The 22,955-nt window shown below is 71.8% G+C and carries 24 protein-coding genes; 10 read left to right on the top strand and 14 right to left on the bottom strand.

All coding sequences use genetic code 11. The features are described from left to right. The first annotated feature begins 5 nt into the window (after nt 1–5). Nucleotides 6–1,004, top strand: coding sequence for an inorganic phosphate transporter (locus tag ADK65_RS16660; protein ID WP_053670930.1), 999 nt, complete (start codon nt 6–8; stop codon nt 1,002–1,004). Nucleotides 1,005–1,129: 125 nt separating this feature from the next. On the opposite strand, the gene pstB is transcribed toward ADK65_RS16660, so the two are convergent. The 11 genes from pstB to ADK65_RS16605 all read right to left on the bottom strand — a co-directional run bounded on the left by pstB (nt 1,130) and on the right by ADK65_RS16605 (nt 12,824). Further along, nucleotides 1,130–1,906 (bottom strand): phosphate ABC transporter ATP-binding protein PstB, encoded by a 777-nt coding sequence (pstB, locus tag ADK65_RS16655; protein ID WP_053670929.1) that lies wholly within the window; start codon nt 1,904–1,906, stop codon nt 1,130–1,132. A gap of 70 nt (nt 1,907–1,976) precedes the next feature. Continuing rightward, complete coding sequence (gene pstA / locus ADK65_RS16650; RefSeq protein ID WP_053670928.1) at nt 1,977–3,038, bottom strand: phosphate ABC transporter permease PstA; 1,062 nt, start codon at nt 3,036–3,038, stop codon at nt 1,977–1,979. After that, nucleotides 3,035–4,036, bottom strand: coding sequence for a phosphate ABC transporter permease subunit PstC (gene pstC / locus ADK65_RS16645; RefSeq protein ID WP_053670927.1), 1,002 nt, complete (start codon nt 4,034–4,036; stop codon nt 3,035–3,037). Before pstC ends, pstA begins: the two co-directional genes overlap by 4 nt. 103 nt (nt 4,037–4,139) lie before the next feature. Beyond that, a complete protein-coding gene (pstS, locus tag ADK65_RS16640) occupies nt 4,140–5,267 on the bottom strand; it encodes a phosphate ABC transporter substrate-binding protein PstS (protein ID WP_053670926.1) in 1,128 nt (375 codons plus the stop codon). Nucleotides 5,268–5,513: 246 nt separating this feature from the next. Beyond that, a complete protein-coding gene (locus ADK65_RS16635) occupies nt 5,514–5,948 on the bottom strand; it encodes an NUDIX hydrolase (protein ID WP_053670925.1) in 435 nt (144 codons plus the stop codon). 32 nt (nt 5,949–5,980) lie between these two features. Then, nucleotides 5,981–7,057 (bottom strand): CHAD domain-containing protein, encoded by a 1,077-nt coding sequence (locus tag ADK65_RS16630; protein WP_053670924.1) that lies wholly within the window; start codon nt 7,055–7,057, stop codon nt 5,981–5,983. After that, nucleotides 7,038–9,272: an RNA degradosome polyphosphate kinase gene (locus tag ADK65_RS16625; RefSeq protein ID WP_053670955.1), complete on the bottom strand. Its 2,235-nt coding sequence runs from the start codon at nt 9,270–9,272 to the stop codon at nt 7,038–7,040. Before ADK65_RS16625 ends, ADK65_RS16630 begins: the two co-directional genes overlap by 20 nt. Before the next feature lie 351 nt (nt 9,273–9,623). Continuing rightward, the gene (locus ADK65_RS16620) at nt 9,624–10,550 is read right to left on the bottom strand and encodes a hypothetical protein (RefSeq protein WP_053670923.1); all 927 of its coding nucleotides are present in this window, start codon (nt 10,548–10,550) and stop codon (nt 9,624–9,626) included. Beyond that, nucleotides 10,547–11,554 carry an ABC transporter gene (locus ADK65_RS16615; protein ID WP_053670922.1) on the bottom strand — a complete coding sequence of 336 codons (1,008 nt, stop codon included), beginning with the start codon at nt 11,552–11,554 and terminating at the stop codon, nt 10,547–10,549. Before ADK65_RS16615 ends, ADK65_RS16620 begins: the two co-directional genes overlap by 4 nt. Further along, nucleotides 11,551–12,435 (bottom strand): ABC transporter ATP-binding protein, encoded by an 885-nt coding sequence (locus ADK65_RS16610; protein ID WP_053670921.1) that lies wholly within the window; start codon nt 12,433–12,435, stop codon nt 11,551–11,553. Before ADK65_RS16610 ends, ADK65_RS16615 begins: the two co-directional genes overlap by 4 nt. Then, a complete protein-coding gene (locus ADK65_RS16605) occupies nt 12,432–12,824 on the bottom strand; it encodes a GntR family transcriptional regulator (RefSeq protein ID WP_053670920.1) in 393 nt (130 codons plus the stop codon). The genes ADK65_RS16610 and ADK65_RS16605 overlap by 4 nt, the downstream gene beginning before the upstream one ends. A gap of 108 nt (nt 12,825–12,932) precedes the next feature. Between ADK65_RS16605 and ADK65_RS16600 the strand changes: the two genes are divergently transcribed. The 6 genes from ADK65_RS16600 (at nt 12,933) to ADK65_RS16575 (ending at nt 18,349) form a co-directional block, all read left to right on the top strand. Next, nucleotides 12,933–13,484 (top strand): RNA polymerase sigma factor, encoded by a 552-nt coding sequence (locus ADK65_RS16600; RefSeq protein ID WP_053670919.1) that lies wholly within the window; start codon nt 12,933–12,935, stop codon nt 13,482–13,484. Next, nucleotides 13,481–14,317 carry a hypothetical protein gene (locus tag ADK65_RS16595; RefSeq protein ID WP_053670918.1) on the top strand — a complete coding sequence of 279 codons (837 nt, stop codon included), beginning with the start codon at nt 13,481–13,483 and terminating at the stop codon, nt 14,315–14,317. Before ADK65_RS16600 ends, ADK65_RS16595 begins: the two co-directional genes overlap by 4 nt. Continuing rightward, complete coding sequence (locus tag ADK65_RS16590) at nt 14,314–15,174, top strand: ABC transporter ATP-binding protein (protein WP_053670917.1); 861 nt, start codon at nt 14,314–14,316, stop codon at nt 15,172–15,174. Before ADK65_RS16595 ends, ADK65_RS16590 begins: the two co-directional genes overlap by 4 nt. Continuing rightward, complete coding sequence (locus tag ADK65_RS16585; protein WP_053670916.1) at nt 15,171–16,682, top strand: hypothetical protein; 1,512 nt, start codon at nt 15,171–15,173, stop codon at nt 16,680–16,682. Before ADK65_RS16590 ends, ADK65_RS16585 begins: the two co-directional genes overlap by 4 nt. Then, entirely contained in the window at nt 16,679–17,299 is a 621-nt protein-coding gene (locus ADK65_RS16580; protein ID WP_324614275.1) for an ABC transporter, read from the top strand. The genes ADK65_RS16585 and ADK65_RS16580 overlap by 4 nt, the downstream gene beginning before the upstream one ends. A gap of 108 nt (nt 17,300–17,407) precedes the next feature. Beyond that, nucleotides 17,408–18,349, top strand: a complete 942-nt coding sequence (locus ADK65_RS16575) for a LysR family transcriptional regulator (protein ID WP_053670915.1) — start codon at nt 17,408–17,410, stop codon at nt 18,347–18,349. Here ADK65_RS16575 and ADK65_RS16570 read toward each other — a convergent pair. Further along, the gene (locus ADK65_RS16570) at nt 18,339–18,536 is read right to left on the bottom strand and encodes a DUF397 domain-containing protein (protein WP_053670914.1); all 198 of its coding nucleotides are present in this window, start codon (nt 18,534–18,536) and stop codon (nt 18,339–18,341) included. The genes ADK65_RS16575 and ADK65_RS16570 overlap by 11 nt on opposite strands. Beyond that, nucleotides 18,533–19,357: a helix-turn-helix domain-containing protein gene (locus ADK65_RS16565; protein WP_199825649.1), complete on the bottom strand. Its 825-nt coding sequence runs from the start codon at nt 19,355–19,357 to the stop codon at nt 18,533–18,535. Before ADK65_RS16565 ends, ADK65_RS16570 begins: the two co-directional genes overlap by 4 nt. 144 nt (nt 19,358–19,501) lie before the next feature. Here ADK65_RS16565 and ADK65_RS16560 point away from each other — a divergent pair, with 144 nt between their 5' ends. Beyond that, the gene (locus ADK65_RS16560) at nt 19,502–19,720 is read left to right on the top strand and encodes a hypothetical protein (RefSeq protein ID WP_053670913.1); all 219 of its coding nucleotides are present in this window, start codon (nt 19,502–19,504) and stop codon (nt 19,718–19,720) included. Beyond that, nucleotides 19,717–20,061, top strand: coding sequence for a hypothetical protein (locus tag ADK65_RS37180; RefSeq protein ID WP_234352893.1), 345 nt, complete (start codon nt 19,717–19,719; stop codon nt 20,059–20,061). The genes ADK65_RS16560 and ADK65_RS37180 overlap by 4 nt, the downstream gene beginning before the upstream one ends. Here the strand turns inward: ADK65_RS37180 and mshD are convergent. Further along, nucleotides 20,018–20,944 (bottom strand): mycothiol synthase, encoded by a 927-nt coding sequence (gene mshD, locus ADK65_RS16555; RefSeq protein ID WP_053670912.1) that lies wholly within the window; start codon nt 20,942–20,944, stop codon nt 20,018–20,020. The two genes, ADK65_RS37180 and mshD, sit on opposite strands and share 44 nt — an antisense overlap. 145 nt (nt 20,945–21,089) lie before the next feature. Between mshD and ADK65_RS16550 the strand changes: the two genes are divergently transcribed. Further along, nucleotides 21,090–22,907 carry a bifunctional metallophosphatase/5'-nucleotidase gene (locus ADK65_RS16550; RefSeq protein WP_053670911.1) on the top strand — a complete coding sequence of 606 codons (1,818 nt, stop codon included), beginning with the start codon at nt 21,090–21,092 and terminating at the stop codon, nt 22,905–22,907. Nucleotides 22,908–22,955: the final 48 nt, after the last annotated feature.

Here is a 22,955-nt window from a genome sequence, read left to right as displayed (position 1 = left end):
CCTCAATGGACACCCTTGCTCTGGTCGTGACCATCGGCGTCGCGCTCTTCTTCACGTACACCAACGGCTTTCACGATTCGGCGAACGCGATCGCCACGTCCGTCTCGACGCGGGCGCTGACGCCGAAGGCCGCGCTGGCCATGGCCGCGGTGATGAACCTCGCCGGTGCGTTCATGGGCTCCGGGGTCGCCAAGACCGTCAGTGAGGGCCTGATCCAGACACCGACCGGGTCGAAGGGGATGGGCATCCTCTTCGCCGCGCTGGTGGGCGCGATCGTCTGGAACCTCATCACCTGGTACTTCGGTCTGCCGTCCTCCTCGTCCCACGCGCTGTTCGGCGGCATGGTCGGCGCGGCGCTGGCCGGCGGGACGACCGTCTACTGGAGCGGGGTGCTGGAGAAGGTCGTCATCCCCATGTTCATCTCCCCGGTGGTCGGTCTGCTGGCCGGTTACCTGGTGATGACCGCCATCATGTGGATCTTCCGCAAGGCCAACCCGCACAAGGCCAAGCGCGGTTTCCGCATAGCGCAGACCGTCTCGGCGGCCGGCATGGCGCTGGGGCACGGTCTGCAGGACGCGCAGAAGACCATGGGCATCGTCGTGATGGCGCTCGTCATCGCCGATGTCGAGGACTACGGCGATCCGATCCCGGTGTGGGTCAAGATCGCCTGTGCGGTGATGCTGTCGCTGGGCACCTACGCCGGTGGCTGGCGGATCATGCGGACGCTGGGCCGGAAGATCATCGAGCTGGACCCGCCGCAGGGCTTCGCCGCGGAGACCACCGGCGCGTCGATCATGTTCACCACGGCGTTCCTGTTCAAGGCGCCGATCTCCACGACGCACGTGATCACCTCGGCGATCATGGGCGTGGGGGCCACCAAGCGCGTGAACGCAGTGCGGTGGGGCGTCGCCAAGAACATCATCCTGGGCTGGTTCATCACGATGCCGGCCGCGGCGATCGTGGCCGCCGCGTCGTTCGGGATCGTGAACCTGGCGTTCCTGTAGCGCACCGGACGCCAAGCGCAGCGGACACATACGACAGGGCCCGCCCCCGCAAGCCGGGGGCGGGCCCTTTTTCGGCCTCACGGTGGCACCGCCATGCAGCACCGCGAGGAGTCGGCGGGGTGCGATCAGCCGAAGCGGCCCGAGATGTAGTCCTCCGTGGCCTGGACCGACGGGTTGGAGAAGATACGCTCGGTGTCGTCGATCTCGACGAGCTTGCCGGGCTGGCCGACCGCCGCGAGGTTGAAGAAGGCCGTGCGGTCGGAGACGCGGGCCGCCTGCTGCATGTTGTGCGTCACGATGACGATCGTGAAGCGCTCCTTGAGCTCCCCGATCAGGTCCTCGATCGCGAGCGTGGAGATCGGGTCGAGCGCCGAGCAGGGCTCGTCCATGAGCAGGACGTTCGGCTCGACCGCGATCGCCCGCGCGATGCACAGGCGCTGCTGCTGGCCGCCGGAGAGGCCCGAGCCGGGCTTGTTCAGGCGGTCCTTGACCTCGTTCCAGAGGTTCGCGCCCTTGAGGGAACGCTCGACGATGTCGGAGAGCTCGCTCTTCTTGTAGGTGCCGTTCAGCCGCAGGCCCGCCGCGACGTTGTCGAAGATCGACATCGTGGGGAACGGGTTCGGGCGCTGGAACACCATGCCGACCTCGCGGCGGACCGACACCGGGTCGATGTCCGTGCCGTAGAGGTCCTCGTCGTCGAGGAGCACCTTGCCCTCGACCCGGCCGCCCGAGGTGACCTCGTGCATGCGGTTCAGCGTGCGCAGGAACGTCGACTTGCCGCAGCCGGAGGGGCCGATGAACGCCGTCACCGAGCGCGGCTCGACGGTCATCGAGATGTCCTCGATCGCCTTGTGGGAGCCGTAGTAGGCGGTCAGTCCGCTTACGTCGATTCGCTTGGCCATGACTACTTCACTTCCAAAAAGTCCGGGGGGTCGCTGTGGCCCCGCGCGGCGGTAGCCGCAGGTTGTCGCGTCAGCGACCGGTCTTGGGGGCCTTCCAGCGGGCGATCCCGCGGGCCACCAGGTTCAGGAGCATCACGAAGGCGATCAGGGTGAGTGAGGCCGCCCAGGCGCGGTCGTACGCCGCACCGGAGCCCGCGCTGTTCGCGTACTGCTGGTAGATGTACAGCGGCAGCGAGGCCTGCGCCCCCTCGAAGGGGTTGGCGTTGATGAACGCGTTGCCCCACACCAGCAGCAGCACCGGGGCGGTCTCGCCGGTGATGCGGGCGATCGCGAGCATGATGCCCGTGGTGATGCCGCCGATGGAGGTCGGCAGGACCACCTTCAGGATGGTGCGCCACTTGGGGACGCCGAGCGCCAGGGACGCCTCGCGCAGCTCGTTCGGGACGAGCTTGAGCATCTCCTCCGTGGAGCGGACGACGACCGGCATCATCAGGATGGCCAGGGCCAGCGAGCCGGCGAAGCCGAAGGGCTCCATCTCGAACATCAGCATGAGGCTGAGGATGAACAGACCCGCGACGATCGAGGGGATGCCGGTCATGACGTCGACGAAGAACGTGATGGCCTTGGAGAGGTTGCCCCGGCCGTACTCGACGAGGTAGATCGCGGTGAGTACGCCCACCGGCGCGGCGATCACCGTGGCGAGTCCGACCTGCTCCAGGGTGCCGAGGATGGCGTGGTAGATGCCGCCACCGGGCTCGGTGTCCGCGACGACGCCCATGGAGTGGGTCAGGAAGTAGAGGTCGAGGACCTTCACGCCGCGCGCGACGGTCGACCAGATCAGCGAGGCCAGCGGCACGACGGCGAGCAGGAAGGCGACCCAGACGAAGGAGGTCGCGATGCGGTCCTTGGCCTGCCGCTTGCCCTCGACGGCCGCGGCGACGGCGTAGGTGCCGGCCACGTAGAGGATCGCGGCGATCAGGCCCCACTGGACGCGGCTGTGCAGGCCGCCGGCCAGGCCGATGCCGACCGCGAGGGCGATCGAGCCGACGGCGATGGCGTAGGGGGACCACTTGGGCAGGCGGGCGCCGCGCAGGGTGCCGGGGCCCTTCGGGGTGACGGTCGCGGTGCTCATGCGTTGGCCCCCGAGTACTCCTTGCGGCGGGCGATGATCGCCCGGGCCGCGCCGTTGACCAGCAGGGTGATGACGAACAGGACCAGACCGGAGGCGATCAGCGCGTCGCGGCCGAACTCGGTGGCCTCACCGAACTTGCTGGCGATGTTCTGGGCGAACGTGCCGCCGCCCGGGTCCAGGAGGCTCGCCTGGATGTCGAAGGTCGGGGAGAGCACGGTGGCCACGGCCATGGTCTCGCCGAGGGCGCGGCCGAGGCCGAGCATCGAGGCGGAGATGACGCCGGAGCGGCCGAAGGGGATGACCGCCATGCGGATCACCTCCCAGCGGGTGGCGCCGAGCGCCAGGGCGGCCTCCTCGTGCATCTGCGGGACCTGGCGGAAGACCTCGCGGCTCACGTTGGTGATGATCGGCAGGATCATGATCGCGAGCAGGATGCCGACCGTCAGCATCGAGCGGGGGGCGCCGCCCTCCCAGGAGAAGACGCCGGTCCAGCCGAAGTAGTCGTTCAGCCAGCCGAAGAGGCCGGTCATGTGCGGCACCAGGACGAGGGCGCCCCACAGGCCGTAGACGATGGACGGCACGGCGGCGAGCAGGTCGATCACGTACGCGATGGGGCCGCGGATCCGGCGCGGGGCGTAGTGCGTGAGGAACAGCGCGATGGCGACGGCGACCGGGACCGCGATGACCATGGCGACGATCGAGGAGACGACCGTGCCGAAGGCCAGGACGGCGATGCCGAAGTTCGGCGGGACGAGGTTGGTGTCCCACTGGAAGGTCGTGAGGAAGTTGCCCTGGTCCTTGCTGATCGCGAGGGAGGCGCGGTAGGTGAGGAAGACCGCTATCGCGGCCATGATCACCAGCAGCAGGATGCCCGAGCCGCGGGAGAGACCGAGGAAGATCCGGTCTCCGGGCCGGGTGGCCCCGCGTGCGGCGCGCTTGTCGACGGCCGGCTGTGAGGCGGGGGGAGAGGTGTCGGTTGTCTGTGTGGGTGTGCCCATCGGGTTCTCCGGTCTGCGGAGCCGTACGCGGGGTACGGCCACTGGCGGCGGTGCACCGGACGGTGCGGCCCGGCCCCGGGGAGGGGGCCGGGCCGCACGCGGGTCAGCTCAGGCCCTCGATGGTGGTGCGGACCTGGGAGATGATGTCGGCCGGGATCGGCGCGTAGTCGTTCTCCGAGAGGACCTTCTGGCCGTCCTCGGAGGCGATGTAGCGCAGGAACGCCTTGGTGCCGGGCAGGGTGTCGGACTTGTTGCCCTTGTCGCAGACGATCTCGTAGGTGACGAGGACCATCGGGTAGGCGCCCTCGGCCTTGGTGCCGTAGTTCAGCTGCAGGGAGAGGTCCTTGCCCGTGCCGACGACCTTGGCCTCGGAGATCGCCTTGGTGGCGTTCTCGACGGTGGCCTTGACCGGCTGGGCGGCGCCCGTGTCGAGGTCGACCGTCTTCAGGCCGTCCTTGGCGTAGGACAGCTCGAAGTAGCCGATGGCGCCGTTGGTCTGCTTCACCTGCTGGGCGACGCCGGAGGAGCCGGAGGCGGACTGGCCGCCCTTGGCCTGCCAGGTCTTGCCGCCGTCGTAGGGCCAGTCGCTCTTGGCGGTGGCGATCAGGTACTTGGTGAAGTTGTCCGTGGTGCCGGAGTCGTCCGAGCGGTGGAACGCCTGGATCTTGAGGTCCGGGAGCTTCGCCTCGGGGTTCAGCTTCTTGATCGCCGCGTCGTTCCAGTTGGTGATCTTGCCGTTGAAGATCTTCGCCAGGGTCGGGGCGTCCAGGACGAGGTTGTCCACGCCGTTGACGTTGTAGCCGACCGCGATCGGGCCGCCGACCATCGGCAGGTCGATGCCCTGGCCGCCGTTGCAGACCTTCTTGGAGGCGGCGACCTCGTCGGGCTTGAGTGCCGAGTCGGAGCCGGCGAAGGCGACCTGGCCCTGGGTGAACGCGGTGACGCCGGCGCCGGAGCCGCCGCCCTTGTAGTTGATCTGGAGGCCCTGGCAGGCCGCGGTGAACTGCTTCACCCAGGCGTCGATCGCGTTCTTCTGCGCGGAGGAGCCGTCGGCCAGCAGCTGGCCCTTGGCGTCGTCGCACTTGACGTTGCTCGGCGCGGCGGCGTTGGAGGAACCGCCGCCGGAGGCGCCGCCGGTGTCGTCGGAGCCGCACGCCGTGAGGGCCAGGGCGCCGGAGACGGCGAGAGCACCGAGAGCGAGGGCCCGCCGGTTCATGCGCTGAAGCTTCACTTGAGTTCCTTCCAGGAGCCGCCGTCCTGATCGGCGGCGTGCGAAGACGAGGTGTCGCGGACACGGCCGTACTCAGCAGGCGCGGCTCGCGTCGGTAAGGCCGAAATTAGGCAGATCAGGTGAAGGCGTCGATGGCCGCACATGAACGAGGGGTGAACCCCTGTCTAAGGCCTGGTGAGGTAACGGAATGCTCACGGGGAGAGCACGTCGTCATTCCGCTTTCGCGGACGAATCGGGACGGTCCGGTCAGCCGCCCGTCCGGGGCAGGTGCAGCACGGCGAGCAGTTCGCCGACCAGGGGCCGGTCGTGGGGCTGGGTGAGACGGTCGCGGGCGACGGCGGGCGCCAGCCACAGCACCCGGTCCACCTCGTCCGTCGGCGAGAACGCGCAGCTCACCGCCTCGGCGGCCCAGTAGCGGACCTGCTTGGGGCGCCCGCCCGCCAGGTAGCGCTGAGTGGACAGCTCGGGGCCCGGCAGGGCACGGCAGCCCGTCTCCTCCGCCACCTCGCGCAGGGCGCCGGTGAGTGCGTCCTCGCCGCGCTTCAGTTTCCCCTTGGGCCACGACCAGTCGTCGTATTTCGGCCGGTGCACGAGACAGAGCTCCGGCTCGCCGGTGGCCGGGGACCGGCGCCACAGGACGCAGCCCGCAGCCCGGACGGTGGTGTCCTTGGGAATGTTCACCGTGTCTCACCGCCTCCTGGTGCCGGGCCCGGTCATGACGCGCCCACGGTCTCCTTCTGCCAGGCCTGCTGGAACGCGAAGCGCGCCGCCTCCACCTCGTGCCGCTGGTCGGCGTGCAGCACGCCGAGGGCGTACGCCGTGGCCGGGGCGATGCGCGGGGTACGGGCCGCCTGGGCCGCCGCTGCCGCCGCCTCCGAGGCGTCGCGGTGCCGGTTCAGGGCCTGGCCCGCGGAGAGCAGGCGCAGGTCGACCACGGCGTTGCCCTTCGGGCCGCTGACGGCCTCGCGGGCGTAGCGGTGCAGGCGCAGCAGCAGCCTGACCTGGTGCCATGGGGCGTCCTGCGGGTGCGGGACCGTGTCCGGGGACAGGCCGTGGACGAGGGCCGTGGCGTTGTACGGGTTTCCCGCGGTGACGAGGGGGAGTGCGGTCACGGCGTCGGCGAGGCGGTCGTGGGCGGACCGGGCCAGGGGGCGCAGGTCGGTGGTGCCGGCGGTCTTCGTGAGGGGGACCTCGCTGGCCAGGACGGCGACCTTGTCCGCGACGGCGTGGAAGCGGCTGCTGCCCAGGGCCTGCAGGGCGGTGGAATGGGCCCGGGTGCGGGCGAGGGTGAGCTGGCGGTCGAGCAGGGCGCCCGCCTTGGCCGCGCCGACGGTCAGATTGCCGCGTTCCGGCGCGGCGGCACCGGCCCTGGGGTGCGCCGCCGCGCCCGCCCGTGCGCCGGCCTGGGCCGGGAACGCCGTGGAGCCCGACAAGCGGTGCAGGGCCGCCAGCAGGCGTTCCAGGCGGGCCGTATACGCGTGCTCCATGGCCAGGGTCCCCGAGACCCAGGCCAGTTCGGGGCGCATCGTCTCGCACCAGTCCGCGTCGAGGAGGGACTGGAACGAGTGCAGGCTGGCGCTGATACGGCGGGCCGAGCGGCGCAGGGCGCGGGCCGCTTCGGCGGACCCCTCAGAGCCGTTCGGCCCCGACCCCGTCTCCCGGTGCAGGCGCAGCGCCCGGAGGAACTCCGTGGCCTGGGCCCGCAGATAGCCCGCGAGGGCGTCTCCGGTGGGGGCGGGCCCGTCGTGCCTGGACCGGGGGTCCGTGGGGTCAAGGTGTCGCTGTGCCACGCCGGCGCCTCCGGGCGTCTATGAGCATCTCCTGGACGTTGCGCAGGGGCTGTCCGTCCGCGTCGGTCGCATGCCGGGTCCAGTCGCCGTCCGGGCCGAGGTGCCAGGAGGCGGTGGAGTCGGACATGCCGGTCTCCAGCAGCCGGTTCAGGGCTGCCCGGTGGGCCGGGTCGGTGACCCGGACCAGGGCCTCTATCCGGCGGTCGAGGTTGCGGTGCATCATGTCGGCGCTGCCGAACCACACCTCGGGCTCGCCGCCGTTGCCGAAGGCGAACACCCGGGAGTGCTCGAGGAAACGGCCGAGGATCGAGCGGACCCTGATGTTCTCCGACAGGCCGGCCACGCCCGGGCGCACGGCGCAGATGCCGCGCACCCAGATGTCCACCGGCACGCCCGCCTGGGCCGCGCGGTAGCAGGCGTCGATGACGGCCTCGTCGACCATCGAGTTGACCTTGATGCGGACGTACGCGGGCCGTCCCGCGCGGTGGTGCTGGATCTCCTTGGTGATCCGTGAGACCAGGCCGTCGCGCAGCGACTTGGGCGCCACGAGCAGCCGGCGGTAGGTCTCCCGGCGTGAGTAGCCGGACAGGCGGTTGAAGAGGTCCGAGAGGTCGGCGCCGACCTGCGGGTCGGCGGTGAGCAGGCCGAGGTCCTCGTAGAGGCGGGCCGTCTTCGGGTGGTAGTTGCCGGTGCCGACGTGGCTGTAGCGGCGGAGCGTCTCGCCCTCCTGGCGGACCACCAGCGACAGCTTGCAGTGGGTCTTCAGGCCGACCAGGCCGTAGACCACGTGACAGCCGGCCTCCTCCAGTTTGCGCGCCCACTTGATGTTGGCGTGCTCGTCGAAGCGGGCCTTGATCTCGACCAGGACCAGGACCTGCTTGCCGGTCTCCGCGGCCTCGATGAGGGCGTCGACTATCGGGGAGTCGCCCGACGTGCGGTACAGCGTCTGCTTGATGGCGAGAACGGCCGGGTCGCCGGCCGCCTGCTCCAGGAAGGCCTGGACGGAGGTGGAGAACGAGTCGTACGGGTGGTGCAGCAGGACGTCCCGCTCGCGCAGCGCGGCGAAGATGTCCGGAGGGGACGCCGACTCGACCTCGGCGAGGTCGCGGTGGGTGCCGGCGACGAACTTGCGGTACTTGAGCTCCGGCCGGTCCAGCGAGGCGATCCGGAACAGGCCCGTCAGGTCCAGCGGGCCGGGCAGCGGATAGACCTCGGCCTCGCTGATCTTCAGCTCGCGCACGAGCAGGTCCAGGACCTCGCGGTCGATGGACTCCTCGACCTCCAGGCGCACCGGCGGGCCGAAGCGGCGCCGCATGAGCTCCTTCTCCAGCGCCTGGAGGAGGTTCTCCGCGTCGTCCTCCTCGACCTCCAGGTCCTCGTTGCGGGTGAGGCGGAAGGCGTGGTGCTCCAGGACCTCCATGCCCGGGAACAGCTCCTCCAGGTGGGCGGCGATGACGTCCTCGATGGGGACGTAGCGGCCCGGGGAGCTCTCCAGGAACCGCGACAGCAGCGGCGGCACCTTGACGCGGGCGAAGTGCTTGTGGCCGGTGACCGGGTTGCGCACCACGACGGCCAGGTTCAGGGACAGGCCGGAGATGTACGGGAAGGGGTGCGCCGGGTCGACCGCCAGCGGGGTCAGCACGGGGAAGATCTGATGCCGGAACAGGGTGAACAGGCGGGCCTGCTCCTTCTCCTGGAGCTCGTTCCAGCGGACCAGGTGGATGCCCTCCTCCGCGAGTGCGGGGGCGACGTCCTCGTGGTAGCAGGCGGCGTGCCGGGCCATCAGCTCGCGCGAGCGGGCCCAGATCATCTCCAGCACCTCGCGCGGCTGGAGGCCGGAGGCGGAGCGGGTGGCCACGCCGGTGGCGATGCGGCGCTTCAGTCCGGCCACCCGGACCATGAAGAACTCGTCCAGGTTGCTGGCGAAGATCGCGAGGAAGTTGGCCCGCTCCAGCAGGGGCGTGTTCGGGTCCTCGGCGAGTTCCAGCACCCGCTCGTTGAACGCGAGCCAGCTGCGCTCCCGGTCGAGGAAACGACCCTGCGGCAGCTGGGGCCCGTCGTACGGCGACTCCTCGTACGCGTCGAGGTCGGCGTCGATGTCCGGTTCCAGATCGGAGACGGCCGCGGCCACCGTGTGGGGGCGGTGGGCTGCTATGGAGCCCACGGAGGGCTGCGCGTGCTGGACCTGTGCTGCCTGGGTGTTCGGCTGGCTCATGGACCCATTCTTCCGCGCCGCGAGCATCACGGGCGCGTCGGACAGCACGGGCGGGAGCGGAGATGCCACATGAGTGCTCCCGTTTCCCTCGGGACCCTCGCGGGGTGGGGAAGCCTCGGGCACGGCGGGATTCATTGGCCGAGCTTCGCAAGCTCGTCTGAATCGATGGTTACGGAGACATGACGTGCGGGATATCGGGGAGCGGCTCGCGGGCGTCCACAGGGCCGGGTGAGGGGCCGGTGCGGTTGCCCACAGGCTGTGGACGGTGCTCGGCGACGCCGTACGCCGCGGAGTGTCCCGAAAGGGCGGGCCGCGCGTCCATCCCCCCGTGGAAGGACGCGCGGACCGGGTTCAGGGGAGGCGGCGGGCCAGCAGGAGGAAGGCGGCGGCCGTCGCGGTGCCGGCCACGGCCAGCAGGAGGCCGGTCTCCACGTACTGGAGCGGCCAGAAGTGGGACCGCGGGTGGAACGTGGCGTGGCTGATCTGGACGCCGTGGGGCCTGGGGGTGTCCCAGGTGACCTGGAAGGCCGAGCGGGGCAGTTCGATGCTGCCGGGCGCGATGCGGCTGACGGTCGGCCAGAGGTCTGCCCGGTGCCGTTCCAGGAGGCTGTGGAGGAGCAGGGAGGCGGCCAGGGCCACTCCCGTGGCGGGCAGGGCCCGGCGCCACACCAGTCCGGCGAGGGCGCCGAGGGCGAGTCCGGCCAGGGCGTAGGCCACGGCCACCGGGCCCGTCGACACGAACGCGTCCGGGTAGTACCAGTCGCCGACCAGGTCGGGATCGCCGTCGCCGCGCGCCCAGACGTTCAGCGGCACGAGCGCGCCGGTGCCGGCGGTGAGCAGCGCGGCCGGGGCGGCCAGTTTCGCGGCCAGCCAGCGCAGGGGGCCGACCGACTGGGTCCAGGCCAGCTGTGCGGTGCCGCTCTCCAGCTCACGGCCCACGAGGGCGCCGCCCGCCCAGGCGGCCACGGGGAACATCACCCAGGACAGGGCGGTGGCGAGCACGGCGATGCCGTTCGCGTACACCTCGTCGGCGGTGATCGCCTCGACCGCCGCACAGGAGGGGAGCCCGTCCGCCGGGGGCGTGGCGCACGCGCTCACGCCCGCCCGGGCCGCGTCCCCCAGGGAGTGCAGCCAGATCAGGGCGGCGGTCGCGGCGGCCAGGGCCAGGAGGGACAGGACCAGGGCCGTGCGGTGCGTGCGCAGCACCGCCCGCAGCAGGCCGCCACGGTGGAGGGCGGCACGGCCGGCGGGGGCGGTCGCCGCGGTGAGGGCGGTCATACGGCGGCTCCCGTGCGGCGGCGCAGCAGGACGAAGGCGGTCGCGGCCGCCAGGGCGGCGACGGCGAGGAGGAGGCCGGTCTCCATGAGCTGGAGGGGCCAGAAGTGGGAGGCCGGGTGGTAGTCGGCGAAGTAGTGGGTGATGCCGTTTCTTGCGTCGCAGCCGGGCTCGCCCGAGCACGACGGGATCGGGACGCGGGCACCGGAAGCGTTCAGGGCGCCGGTCTCGACGATCATGCCGTCGATGCCGGGGGTGCCGTCGTCCAGGCTGGTCACGGCCGTCCGTACCGGCCACAGACGCGGACGCAGTTCGTCGGCGACGTAGACGAGTGACACGACCGCCAGGACGGCGACGCCGAGGGCGGGCAGCGTCCGGCGCAGCAGCAGCCCCACCAGGACGCCGACGGCCAGGGCGGCGAGGGCCTCGGCCGCGGCGACGGTGCCGTTGATCTCGAAGACGCCGTCGTCGTGCCACTCGCGCCAGCGCATGGCACTGATCAGGGAACGGTCCGACGACCACAGCACGCGGTGCAGCAGCGTCAGCGTGAGGGTGCCGGTCACGAGCAGCAGGGCCGGGACCGCGAGCTTGGCGGCCAGCCAGCGGGCCGGGCTGACGGACTGGGTCCAGGCGAGCTGTGCGGTGCCGTTCTCCAGCTCGCGGCCGATGAGGGCGCCGCCCGCCCAGGCGCCGGTGAGCAGCGGGAGGAGCCTGAGCAGGCCGAGGCCGACCGCCACGGCCGTCTCGTACCGGCTGTTCGCGGGCCCGGGCATGTCGCAGCCGAGGTTCGTGGGGGGCCGGTCGCAGCCCAGGTCCGTGTACTCGGCCCAGGCGGCGTCCGCGCCCGGGCCCATCGCCCACAGCAGCGCCCCGGCGGCCACCGCCACCAGCCCCAGCCAGAACAGCAGTGCGGTGCGGTGCAGTCGGAGCATGGCCAGGAGCAGGCCGCGCGACGGCGAGGCGGGCCGGGTGACGGCGGGTGCGGTCACGGTGTCGAGGGCGGTCATACGGCGGCCTCCCGCGTGTCGAGCAGGAGCGGCGGGGCGGCGGGGGAGCGCAGGTGGGCCAGGACGACTTCCTCCAGGGACGGGCGGTCGCCCTGGAATCCGTCGCCGAGGGGGCCCGTGGGCCGGACCAGGGCGGTCAGCTGGCGGCCGGTGGTGCGCGACTCGACCACCGTGTGCGGGTCGAGGGCCTCGCCCGCCCGGCCGGTGACCAGGGTGTGCGCGGCGAGCAGGTCGTCGAGCGGCCCGGCGAGCCGGACGCGGCCCGAGCCGAGCAGCAGCAGGTGGTCGCAGGAGCCCTCCAGCTCCGCGACGACGTGCGAGGACATGACAACCGTGGTGCCGTGTTCGGCGGCGTCGGCCATGAGCGTGGCGGTCAGCTGGTGCCGGGCGAGCGGGTCGAGGTCGGCCATCGGCTCGTCCAGGAGCAGCAGTTCGGGGCGCTTGCCCAGGGCGAGGGCGAGTGCGACGCGGGTGCGCTGGCCGCCGGAGAGCGTCCGGATCTTCGTGTCGGGGTCGAGGTCGCCCTCGGCGACGATCCGTTCGGCGACCCGGGCGTCCCAGCGCCGGGGGTTGAGGTCGCGGCCCAGCCGCAAGGTCCCGGCGATGGTGAGCTGGGGGTACAGGGGCTTGTTCTGGGCGACGTAGGCGAGGCGCTCGCGGGCCGCGGCCGGGGCCGTACCGAGCACGGTGACGGTGCCCTCGGTGGGGCGGATCAGCCCGGCCGCCAGGGCGAGCAGGGTGGACTTGCCGGCGCCGTTCGGGCCGGTGAGGGCGCACACGCGGCCCGTGGGGAGCCGGAAGGTGCAACCGTCCAGGGCCGGGGCGCGGCGTCGCCCGAACCTCCTGCCCAGCCCGGCCGCCTCGATGGCGGTGTCGGTCATGCGTCCCCCTTGAAGTCTGCGAAATGCGCGTCGAGTACGGAAGTGAAGAGAGCGGCCACGTCCTCGCGCTCCAGGCCGGCCTCGCGGGCCCGGACCGCCCAGGCGTCCAGGTCGGCGCGCAGCGGGGAGTCCACGGGGGCGGTGCTCAGGGCCTTGCGGACGAACGTGCCCAGTCCGCGGCGGGCCTCGACCAGGCCCTCGCGCTCCAGCTCCCGGTAGGCCTTGAGGACCGTGTTCGGGTTGATGGCGGTGGCCTCCACGACCTCGCGGGCCGTCGGAAGCTTGTCGCCCGGCTCCAGCAGGCCCAGGCGCAGGGCCTGTTTGGTCTGCTGGACGATCTGGACGTAGGTGGCGACGCCACTGCGCCGGTCGATGCGGTACTCGACCACTGCTGCACCACCCTTTCACTAATTGAGTAGTGAAAGGGTGGTGCAAGGGCGTGAGGAAAGTCAAGCTGCTTCGTGAACCGTTCGGGCCGGGCCGTCCGATGAGGAGACGTGAGCGATACGAGAAGCGACGGGGAGCTGCTGCGGGTCATAGCCGCGGACGCCGACCGGCGTGCCTTCGAGGAGCTGTACCGGCGTTACGCGCCCTGGCTCCGGGCCCGGTTGCGGGGGCGGTGCGCCGATCTCGGGGTAGTCGACGACGTGGTGCAGGAGACGTTCCTCGCGGTGTGGCGGGGCACGGCCCGCCACCGGCAGGAGGGCCACTCACCGGACGCGGCCGGGTGGCTGTGGCGCATCGCCTCGCGGCGGCTGGTGGACGCGCTGCGGGGCGACGGGGCCCGGGGGCGGCTGCGGCAGGCCCTGGCGCGGCTGCGGCACCGGGACGAGGCCTCGGCGGAGGAACGCGTGCTCGCGGGGGTGGAGCACGGGGACCTCGCCGGGGCGCTGGTCCGGCTGTCGCCGGAGCTGCGGGCGGTGCTGCAGGCGACCGTCATCGACGGGCTGACCACCCGTGAGGCGGCCGTGCTGCTCGGGATACCGCCCGGCACGGTCAAGACACGGGCGATGCGGGCCCGGAAGCAGTTGCGGGAGGCCCTGGCATGAGCTGGCACGTGTCCGAAGAGGATCTGCGCGCTTACGCGCGAGGGGAGTTGCGGGCCCCCGCGCTCTGGTCCGCCGACACACATCTGACGTCCTGCGCGCGGTGCCGCGCGGTGCTCGCCGAAGTCAGCGACCCCGTCGCTCTCGACGCCGGCTGGGACCGGCTCGACGCCGAACTGGACGCGCCCCGGACGGGGTTGCTGGAGAGGCTGCTGGTGCGGGCCGGGGTGGCCGGGCACACCGCGCGGCTGCTGGCGGCGACGCCGGTGCTGCGGCGGTCCTGGCTGGGGGCGGTCGTCGCCGTGCTGCTGCTGAGCGTCGCGGCCGGGTACGCCGTGCCCGGCGGGGAGTTCCCCACGCTGTTCCTGGCCCTCGCGCCGCTGCTGCCGCTGGCCGGGGTGGCGCTGTCGTACGGGCCCGCGCTGGATCCGACGTACGAGATGGCCGTCGTCGCTCCGATGCACGGGTTCCGGCTGCTGATGATCCGGACCGTGGCCGTGCTGTCCGTGGTGCTGGCGCTGAACGGGCTGGCGACCCTCGCGCTGCCCGCCTACGGGCTGCGGGCGCTGGCCTGGCTGCTGCCCGGGCTGGCGCTGACGGCGACCGGACTCGCGCTGATGCCCCGTCTCGGGCCGGTGCTCGCACCGTCCCTGGTGGGCGGGGCATGGGCCGGGCTGCTGCTGGCGGCCGACGCGCTGCGGGCCGGGGCGGACGTACCCCTCGCCCCGTTCACCGCGGCCGGGCAGGGCGTGTCGGCGGTGGTCGCCGGGCTCGCCGCCGGGCTGCTCTTCCTGTTCCGTGACCGATTCGACCTCTTCCAGGGACGTGCCGTATGACCACGACCGTGTCCGCCTCCGGGCTGAGTCTCCGCTACGGCGGTACCCGGGCCCTCGACGACGTGTCGCTGCGGCTGACCGCCGGTGTCACCGGGCTGCTCGGCCCCAACGGCGCCGGCAAGACCACCCTGCTGCGGGTGCTCGCCACCGCCCTGCGCGCCGACCGGGGGGCCTTCACCGTGCTCGGGCACGACCCGGGCACCGCCCGAGGCCGCCATGAGGTGCGGCGCCGACTGGGCTACCTGCCCCAGACCCCGGGCTTCCACCCGGACTTCACCGCCTTCGAGTTCGTCGACTACGTGGCGATCCTGAAGGAGATGACCGGCCGGGCCGCCCGGCACCGGGAGGTGCGGCGGGTGCTCGACGAGGTCGGCCTGGCGGACGTGCGCGGCAAGCGGATCCGCAAGCTGTCCGGGGGCATGCGGCAGCGCGTCGCCCTGGGAGCGGCCCTCGTCGGCGATCCGGGGTTCCTGGTGCTCGACGAGCCGACCGTCGGACTGGACCCCGAACAGCGCATGCGGTTCCGGGAGCTGATCGCGGAAGCCGGGCAGGGGCGGACGGTGCTGCTGTCCACCCACCAGACGGAGGACGTGGCGATGCTCTGCCACCGCGTGGTGGTCATGGCCGCCGGGCGGGTGCGGTTCGAGGGCACCCCGGCCGAGCTGACCGAGCGGGCCTCGGGACGCGTGTGGAGCAGCACGGAGCGGGCCCCCGGGGCGAAGGCGGGGTGGCGCACGGGGACCGGCACCTTCCGGAACGTGGGCGACCCGCCGCCCGGCGCCGAGCTGCTCGAACCCACCCTGGAGGACGGCTACCTGCTCACCCTCGACGGCACCGGAGCGGAGGTGGCGGCATGACCGCGGTGACGGAGAAACCGGCCGTGCCCGGGACGGCGGAGGAGCCGGGCGGGGCCTGGAGGGCCGTGTTCGCCCTGGCCGTGTTCGAGTCCCGCCGGCTGCTGACCCGGGTCCCGGTGCTGCTGGCCTTCGCGGTGTACGTCGGCTGGACCGTGTGGCGCGGCGGGAGGGCGTGGGGCGACTACCCGGCCCTCCAGGACGCCGACCGGGCCACCCAGGGCGCGCCGATGCTCATCGGCCTCGCGGTCCTGCTGTCCGTCAACTTCGCCGCCCTGCGCTCCCGGCGGCACGACACGGAACGGCACCTCGCGGTGCTGGTGCTCCCGCGGTGGCGCCGTACGGCCGCCCACGCCCTGTCGGTCGTGGCCGTGGCCCTGCTCACCGCCGTGTGCGTGGCAGGGCAGTTCGGCCGGGAGGCCCTGCGGCCCGGCGCGATCGGGCACGGCTCGGTGGCCGAACTGCTGGTCGGCCCGCTGACCGTGCTGCTGTGCGGGCTGTTCGGGCTGCTCCTGGCAGGTCTGGTGCGGTCCGCTCTGGCCGGGCCGCTGCTGGTGGTGCTCTTCCTGTTCTTCTTCGTCTTCCTCTCGGGCCTGAACGACGGGGCGAGGTGGCTGCTGCCGGCGGTCGAGGAAGCGAGCGCCAACACCCTGCCGTCGGACCTGATGGGCCGCCCCGCCGCCTGGCACGCCCTGTACCTGGCCGGGCTGGGCCTGTGCCTCGGACTGCTGGCGGTGCTCCTGGCCGGTGCCCGCAAGCCGGCCGTGTTCGCCGGTGTCGCCGGGGCGCTCGCCATGACGCTGGTGGGTGGGGTGGCCCAGTCGGCGGGCGACTCCCCCGAGCTGGTCAAGGCACGCGAACGCGCCACCGTGCACCCCGAGCAGGTGCAGACCTGCGCCCGGCGGGACGGATCGACGTACTGCGCGTTCCCCGAGTGGGGGCCGCGGGTGGCGGACTGGGCCGGGGTCGTGGACCGGGTCCGGTCCCTGGCCGGGGGCAGCGCCCACGAGCAGGACCTCGTCGTACGGCAGCGGATCGAAGCGCGCTACGGCCTCTCCAGCGACTCCGCCCTGACCCCGCTGGAGCGGCCGCACGAGGTGACGGTGGGCACCGCGTGGGGCGGCAACCGCGTCCCCGAGTTCTCCGCGGCCGTGGCCGGTGTGCTGATCGCGGGCGGCGAGAAGGCCGCGAGCTCGATCTGCGACGGCCGCATGGTCCCCCTGATGTGGCTGGCCGTGGGCTGGGAGTCCGAGCCGCTCGACGCATTGCGCCGCGTGCGCCTCGACGACAGCGTCACCGGCTCCGCCTACGTGCTCCAGCCCACCGACGGCCTGTACATGACCGAGGCCCAGACCGAGGTGCTGCGGGCGCTGCTCGACCTGCCCCGCGGTGAAGCCGAAGCGCGGGTCAAGGACCACTGGGGCGAGCTGACCGCACCCAAGGTCACCACGGCCCGGGCCGCCGGACTGCTCGGCCTGCCCGCGCCCGAGGGGAAGGACACGTGCTCGTGATCCGGCAGCTGGTGGTCCCCGTCCACCGGACGGTGCCATGGGCGGCGATCGGCGCGGCCGGGGCGGCGGGACTGCTGCTCGCCGCGCTGACCCGGACCGGCGAGACGGCGGAACGGCTCTCCCTGTACCTGCTGCGGGCCGCGATCCTCGCCTTCGCGATGGGCCTGGCCTTCCTCCTGGACGACCCGGCCCGGCACACCACGTCCACCGTGCCGACCCCCCGCCCGGTCCGCATCGCCCTGCGTACGGCCCTCGCCGTCCCGGCCACGGCGGCCTGGTGGACGGTGGCCCTGCTGCTCGTGCCGCCGGAGGTACGGCCCCCGGTCGGTGATCTCACGCTGGAGGCGGGGGCGGCCTTCGCCGCGGCGGTGGCGGGCGGGGCGGCCGCGATGCGGTTCGGCGAACCGACCCGGCCCGGACTGCCGGTGGCGGTCGGACTGCTGACCACGTCGGTGCTCGTCATGCTGTTCTGGCCCGGCCGCTGGGCGCTGTTCGTGCCGGTGGAGGACGAGCGGTGGGCGGCGGCGCACGAGCGGTGGGGCCTGGTGCTTGGTGGGGCGGTGCTCCTCGGCGCGGCGTGGGCGGTGGAGCCCCTGCGGCGGCGGGTCCGGCTCTAGTCGGCGCCGGGCACATCGAGCGGTTGTGTAGATGGTCATGCTCAGCCGCGTACGCCAATACAGCAGGGCGGTCCTACAACCAAGGGTTGTGTGGCTACCCTGCGGCTCGTGGATCTCAAAGCCGTACGCGCCTTCGTCGCGATCGCCGACTCCGGGCAGTTCCAGAAGGCCGCCGTGGACCTGGCCCTCACCCAGCAGGCCGTGTCCAAGCGGATCGCCGCTCTGGAGAAGGACCTCGGCGTGCGGCTGCTGGTGCGCACACCACGCGGGGCGGAGCTCACCATCGACGGTCAGGCGCTCTTGCCACACGCCCGCGCCCTGCTCCAGGCGGAGGAACGGGCGGTGGCCGCCGTACGGCCAGGCGACCGGGTGCTGCGGGTCGACGTCGTGGGGCGCCGGGCCGCCACGGCGGGACTGGTACGGGACTTCCACCGGGCGCACCCGGAGATCAGGCTGGACGTCGTCACCCTGTTCGGATTCGACGCGGCGGTCGCCGCCGTGCGGGACAGGGCCGTCGACGCCACGTTCCGGGCCGTCACCATGCCCGGGCACCGGATCCCCGACGGCATCACGGCGACCCCGGTCCTCGACGAGCCGCTCCGGCTGTGCGTCGGCCCCGGCCACGAGTTCGCCCGGGCCGAGTGGGTGACGCCGGCGCAACTCGCGGGACACCGCATCTGGATGCCGGGCAACGAGCCCGGCACGGAGTGGGCCGCCTACTACGACGAACTCGCCGCCACCTTCGGCCCGGCCATCGACACCATCGGCCCCAACTTCGGCGTCGAGGCCCTCCTCGACACGGTCGCGGACTCCCCGACCCTGGCGACGTTCCTCAGCGAACGAACCCCGCTGGTATGGCCGACCGACCACGACCTGCGCCTCGTCCCGCTGCGCGACCCGACCCCGGTCTACCCGCACTCCCTGCTCTGGCGCACGGACAACCCCCACCCGGGCCTGACCGCCCTGCGCGCCCACCTGGCGGCACAGCCCCGGCTCACGGAAGGCAAGACCTGGCGCCCGTCCTGGGCGGCCCCGACAGTCAGTCGGTGACGTACGTGAGGAACGACGCCCAAGGGTTCGCGCCGAACACGAGTATCGGGCCCTGGGGCTGCTTGCTGTCGCGGACCGGGATCATGCCGGGGCAGTTGTCGGCGACCTCGACGCAGTTGTTGTCTCCCCCGTCGCTGTAGGACGACTTGCGCCACACAGCAGCGGTGAGGTCGACGGTGTTCGTCATGATCTGTGCTCCTCCAGTACGCCCCTGATGAACGCGAGCGAGTCCGACGGGGACAACGCCAGGTCGCGAAGCCGATCGTAGGACGATCGCTCCCGGAGAACCTCGTCCGGATCCTCGACCAGCCGACCACCGCTGTTGCCTTCCGTGTAGGCAACGGCGTTTCCATTCCTCTGCCAGAGCAGCGTCAGCGATCCGTTCATATGGTGATGCGCACCCGCTGAGAACGGCAGTACCTGGAGCGCCAAGTTGGGCCACAGTGCGGCTGCCTCAAGGTGAAGCAACTGGTCGCACCAGGTCTTGCCCCGGGCAGCAGGACGTCGGAGAGCGAACTCGTCCACGATGATCCGGACCTCGGGCTCCGGCTTCTGTCCCAGCACTGACTGCCGTCCGAGCCGGGCGGCAACTTGCTCCTCGACAGCGTCGTCACCGTCAGCCGTTGTCTGGGCGCCAGACAACACCCCACGAGCGAAGTCCTCGGTCTGGAGCAGTCCTGGAATGCCCAGCGAGAACTTCCACATGATCCGCGCCGTAGCCTCCAGCGCCATGAACTCCTTGTACTGATCCTTGAACGCATCCAGCCGAGCCGCCTTCCAGTGGCTCAACAGCAGGTCACCCGTGCCGTAGTACCCGTCCAGGTCCTCCATGACCGTCACCTTGGAGAGCCGCTCCCCCGACTCCAGCCGGCTCAGATAGCTCTTCTCGTAGCCGGTTTCGTCGGCCAGCTGCCCCAGTGACTTCCCGGCCTTCTCCCGCAGGACCTTCAGCGTCTGCCCGAGCATCACCCGCCCGGAGACCGGCTCCGCGTCAACCTTCTCGCCCACGTCACCCCTCCCCGTTGTCTGCGCGCCAGACAACACCGGACCTCTTCCGCAGCGTACGTGCGATGAGTGACGATCGAGGCACGAACGGTGATCACCGCTCGTCAACCTCGCCTTGAATCCCCTGCCCTGAGAAGGGACGCCTCCGTGCGCCTGCGTATCGCCGAACTCTGCGAGTCCCTGCTGCTCGCCCTCCTGCGGAGCCTGCTCCCCGCCCGAGGGCGTCATCGAACGGTGTCGGCGCCCCAGCGGCCGTCGGTGCTGACCCACTCCCCGCCGGTCCCCACCCCTCGGCCCCCGGAACCGCTGCTCATGGACAGCCCGCTCGTCCGGCCGTACCTGCGTGCCGAGGAGGTGTTCGTATGAGGCTGCTCCCCTGGACCGGGATCGACGGACGGCCCTGTTACCTCAGCACCGACGACCCCGACAGCCTCCTCTCCCGGCTCGCCGATGACATCGAGGCTGCTCAACTGGCCTCCGCGGACCAGGTGCTCGCCGGCGCCAGGGCCGTACTCGGCGATACCGGAGCCGGTGAGCACGCGCTGCGTTTCGCTCTGGTCAGGGCGGTGGAGTCGCTGGGGGAGGTGCTGCGGGTGGCGGCGAGCCGGGGTGAGCGCATCACCGACCAGCGACGCCCTGACCCGGAACCTCCCTACGGCTCCCTCAGGTCTCCGTCCGATACATCAGGTCCACCTCGTGCGTGGTGAACCCCAGCCGTTCGTACACGGACACCGCCGCGGAGTTGTCGGCGTCGACGTACAGCATCGCCGTCGGCAGGCCCTGCTCCGCCAGGTGCCGCAGCCCGATCGTGGTCAGGGACTTGCCGAGGCCGCCGCCCTGCGCGCCGGGGCCGACGCCGAGGACGTACACCTCGCCCAGGCCCTCCTCGGCGTGCACCTTCGTCCAGTGGAAGCCCACGAGTTCGTCGCCGCGGAAGGCGAGGAAGAAGCCCGCCGGGTCGAACCACGGCTCGGCCTTGCGGTCGTCGAGGTCGCGCTGGGTGAGGGAGCCCTGCTCGGGGTGGTGCGCGAAGGCGGCGGCGTTCACCGCGAGCCAGGCCGCGTCGTCCTTGCCGGGGACGAAGGCGCGGACCGAGACGCCCTCGGGGAGAACCGGCTCGGGTGCGTCGAAGTCGGCCAACGAGCGGCGCATCTGGCGCAGTTCACGGAAGAGCGTGAGGCCGAGGACCTGTGCGAGATGCCGGGCGGCGGAGTGCCCGCCGTGTGCCCAGACCCGCAGGCGCTTGCCCGACGCGGCCAGCAGGGCCGAGCCGAGCGCCCGCCCGTGCCCGTGTCCGCGATGCCCGGGATGCACCACCAGCTCGGCGGCCGGCGGCTCCACCGGGTCCGTGTCCTCCAGCTGGGCGTAACCGACCAGTTCCCCGCCCGCGGTCAGCAGCAGATGGGACACGCCCTCCCGCTCCCCGCCGCGCAACTGCAACCGGCCCTGTTCGGACACCGCCTGCTGCCCGTCGGTCCGGGCCGCCTCGTCGAGCAGTCCGAGCACGGCCTCGGTCTGCTCCGCGGTGAGCGCGGCAAGGGTCTCGATCGAGCGGGGGCGGCCCGGCCTTACGGTGTCGTCGCTGGTCATGCGTACGAGGGTACGGGGCACCACCGGCAAATCGGCGGCAAAGAAGCAACCAGGCCGTAACCATGAAACACCTGTTGCGCTACGCGCGTTGACTCTAGGCTGCGCCGGACGACATCACTGTCCCAGCAGACCTACAGGGGGGCGTATGCCAGCCACTTCACCGGCGCACCCGGACCGCCGCAGACGTCGTACGAACCGTTTCGCCGCTCTCACCGCCGGTGTCGTCACCGTCGGCGCGCTGGCGGCGGCCGGGCTGCCGGGCTCGGCCTCCGCCGGGGAGGAGCGCGGCGAGGGCGGGTACGGCCACGGCCGCTACCAGGACGTCCAGCTGCTGTCCTTCAACGACCTGCACGGCAACCTGGAGCCGCCCGCCGGTTCCTCCGGCCGGGTCACCGAGACGCAGCCCGACGGCACGACGAAGACCATCGACGCCGGTGGTGCCGAGTACCTCGCCACGCATCTGCGGCAGGCCCGCAAGGGCGAGAAGTACTCCATCACGGCCGCCGGCGGCGACATGGTGGGTGCCTCCCCGCTGCTGTCCGGGCTGTTCCACGATGAGCCGACCATCGAGGCGCTGAACAAGCTCGACCTCGACGTCACCTCCGTCGGCAACCACGAGTTCGACGAGGGCGCCAAGGAGCTGGCCCGCCTCCAGAACGGCGGCTGCCACCCGAAGGACGGCTGCTACTCGGACAAGAAGTTCAAGGGCGCCGACTTTCCCTACCTCGCGGCCAACGTCCTCGACGAGAAGACGAAGAAGCCGATCCTCAAGCCCTACTGGGTGTGGAAGAAGAACGGCGTCAAGGTCGGCTTCATCGGCGTGACCCTGGAGGGCACCCCGAACATCGTCTCCGCCGAGGGCGTCAAGGGCCTGTCCTTCAAGGACGAGGTCGAGACGATCAACAAGTACGCCAAGGTGCTGCAGAAGCAGGGCGTGAAGTCGATCGTCGCGCTCATCCACGAGGGCGGTTTCCCGGCGTCGACGTCGTACAACTACGACTGTGACTCCCCGGGTGCGGGCGACGGCATCTCCGGCCCGATCGTCGACATCGCCAAGAACGTCACCCCGCAGGTGGACGCGCTGGTCACCGGCCACACCCACAACGCGTACGTGTGCAGCATCGCCGACCCGGCGGGCAAGCCCCGCATGGTCACCTCGGCCGCGTCCTTCGGCCGCCTCTACACCGACACGACGCTGACCTACGACCGCAGGACCGGCGACATCGCCCGTACGGCGGTGAAGTCCGCGAACCGCGTGGTCACCCGGGACGTCCCCAAGGCGCCCGACATGACCGAGCTGATCGGCAAGTGGAACACGCTGGCCGCGCCCATCGGCAACCGCGCGATCGGTTACATCTCCGGCGACATCGGCAACACCGGCACCGAGTCCCCGCTCGGCGACCTCATCGCCGACGCCCAGCTCGCCCACGGCAAGCAGCTCGACCCGGAGACCGACCTGGCGCTGATGAACCCGGGCGGCATCCGCGCGCCGCTGACCTACACGGCCAAGGGCGCCGAGGGCGACGGTGTCGTCACCTACGCCGAGGGCTTCACGGTCCAGCCGTTCGCCAACACCGTGAACCTCCAGGACTTCACGGGCGCGCAGGTCATCCAGGCGCTCAAGGAGCAGGTGTCCGGCCCCAACGCGGCGGCGCCGAAGGTCCTGCAGGTCTCGTCCGGCCTGACCTACACGCTGGACCTCACCAGGACCGGCGCCGACCGTGTGGTCACGGACAGCATCAAGCTGAACGGCTCGGCCATCGACCCGTCGGCCACCTACCGTGTCGCGACGAACAGCTTCCTCGCGGGCGGCGGTGACGGCTTCCCGACCCTGGGCCAGGGCACGAACGACGTCGTCGGCGCCGACGACCTGACCGCGCTGGAGCAGTACCTGACGGCCAACTCCTCGGCTGCGAACCCGATCGCGCCGCCGAAGGCGGACCGGATCACGATCGTGAAGTAAGTCGCATACCGGCGGTTCGAGTTGCGGGTGGGGCCGGTGCGCATGGTC

The organism is Streptomyces sp. NRRL B-1140 (assembly GCF_001280065.1).
Classification (GTDB): domain Bacteria; phylum Actinomycetota; class Actinomycetes; order Streptomycetales; family Streptomycetaceae; genus Streptomyces.
The sequence above is the reverse complement of the archived record's forward strand: the minus strand, read 5'-3'. Positions and strand labels throughout refer to the sequence as shown.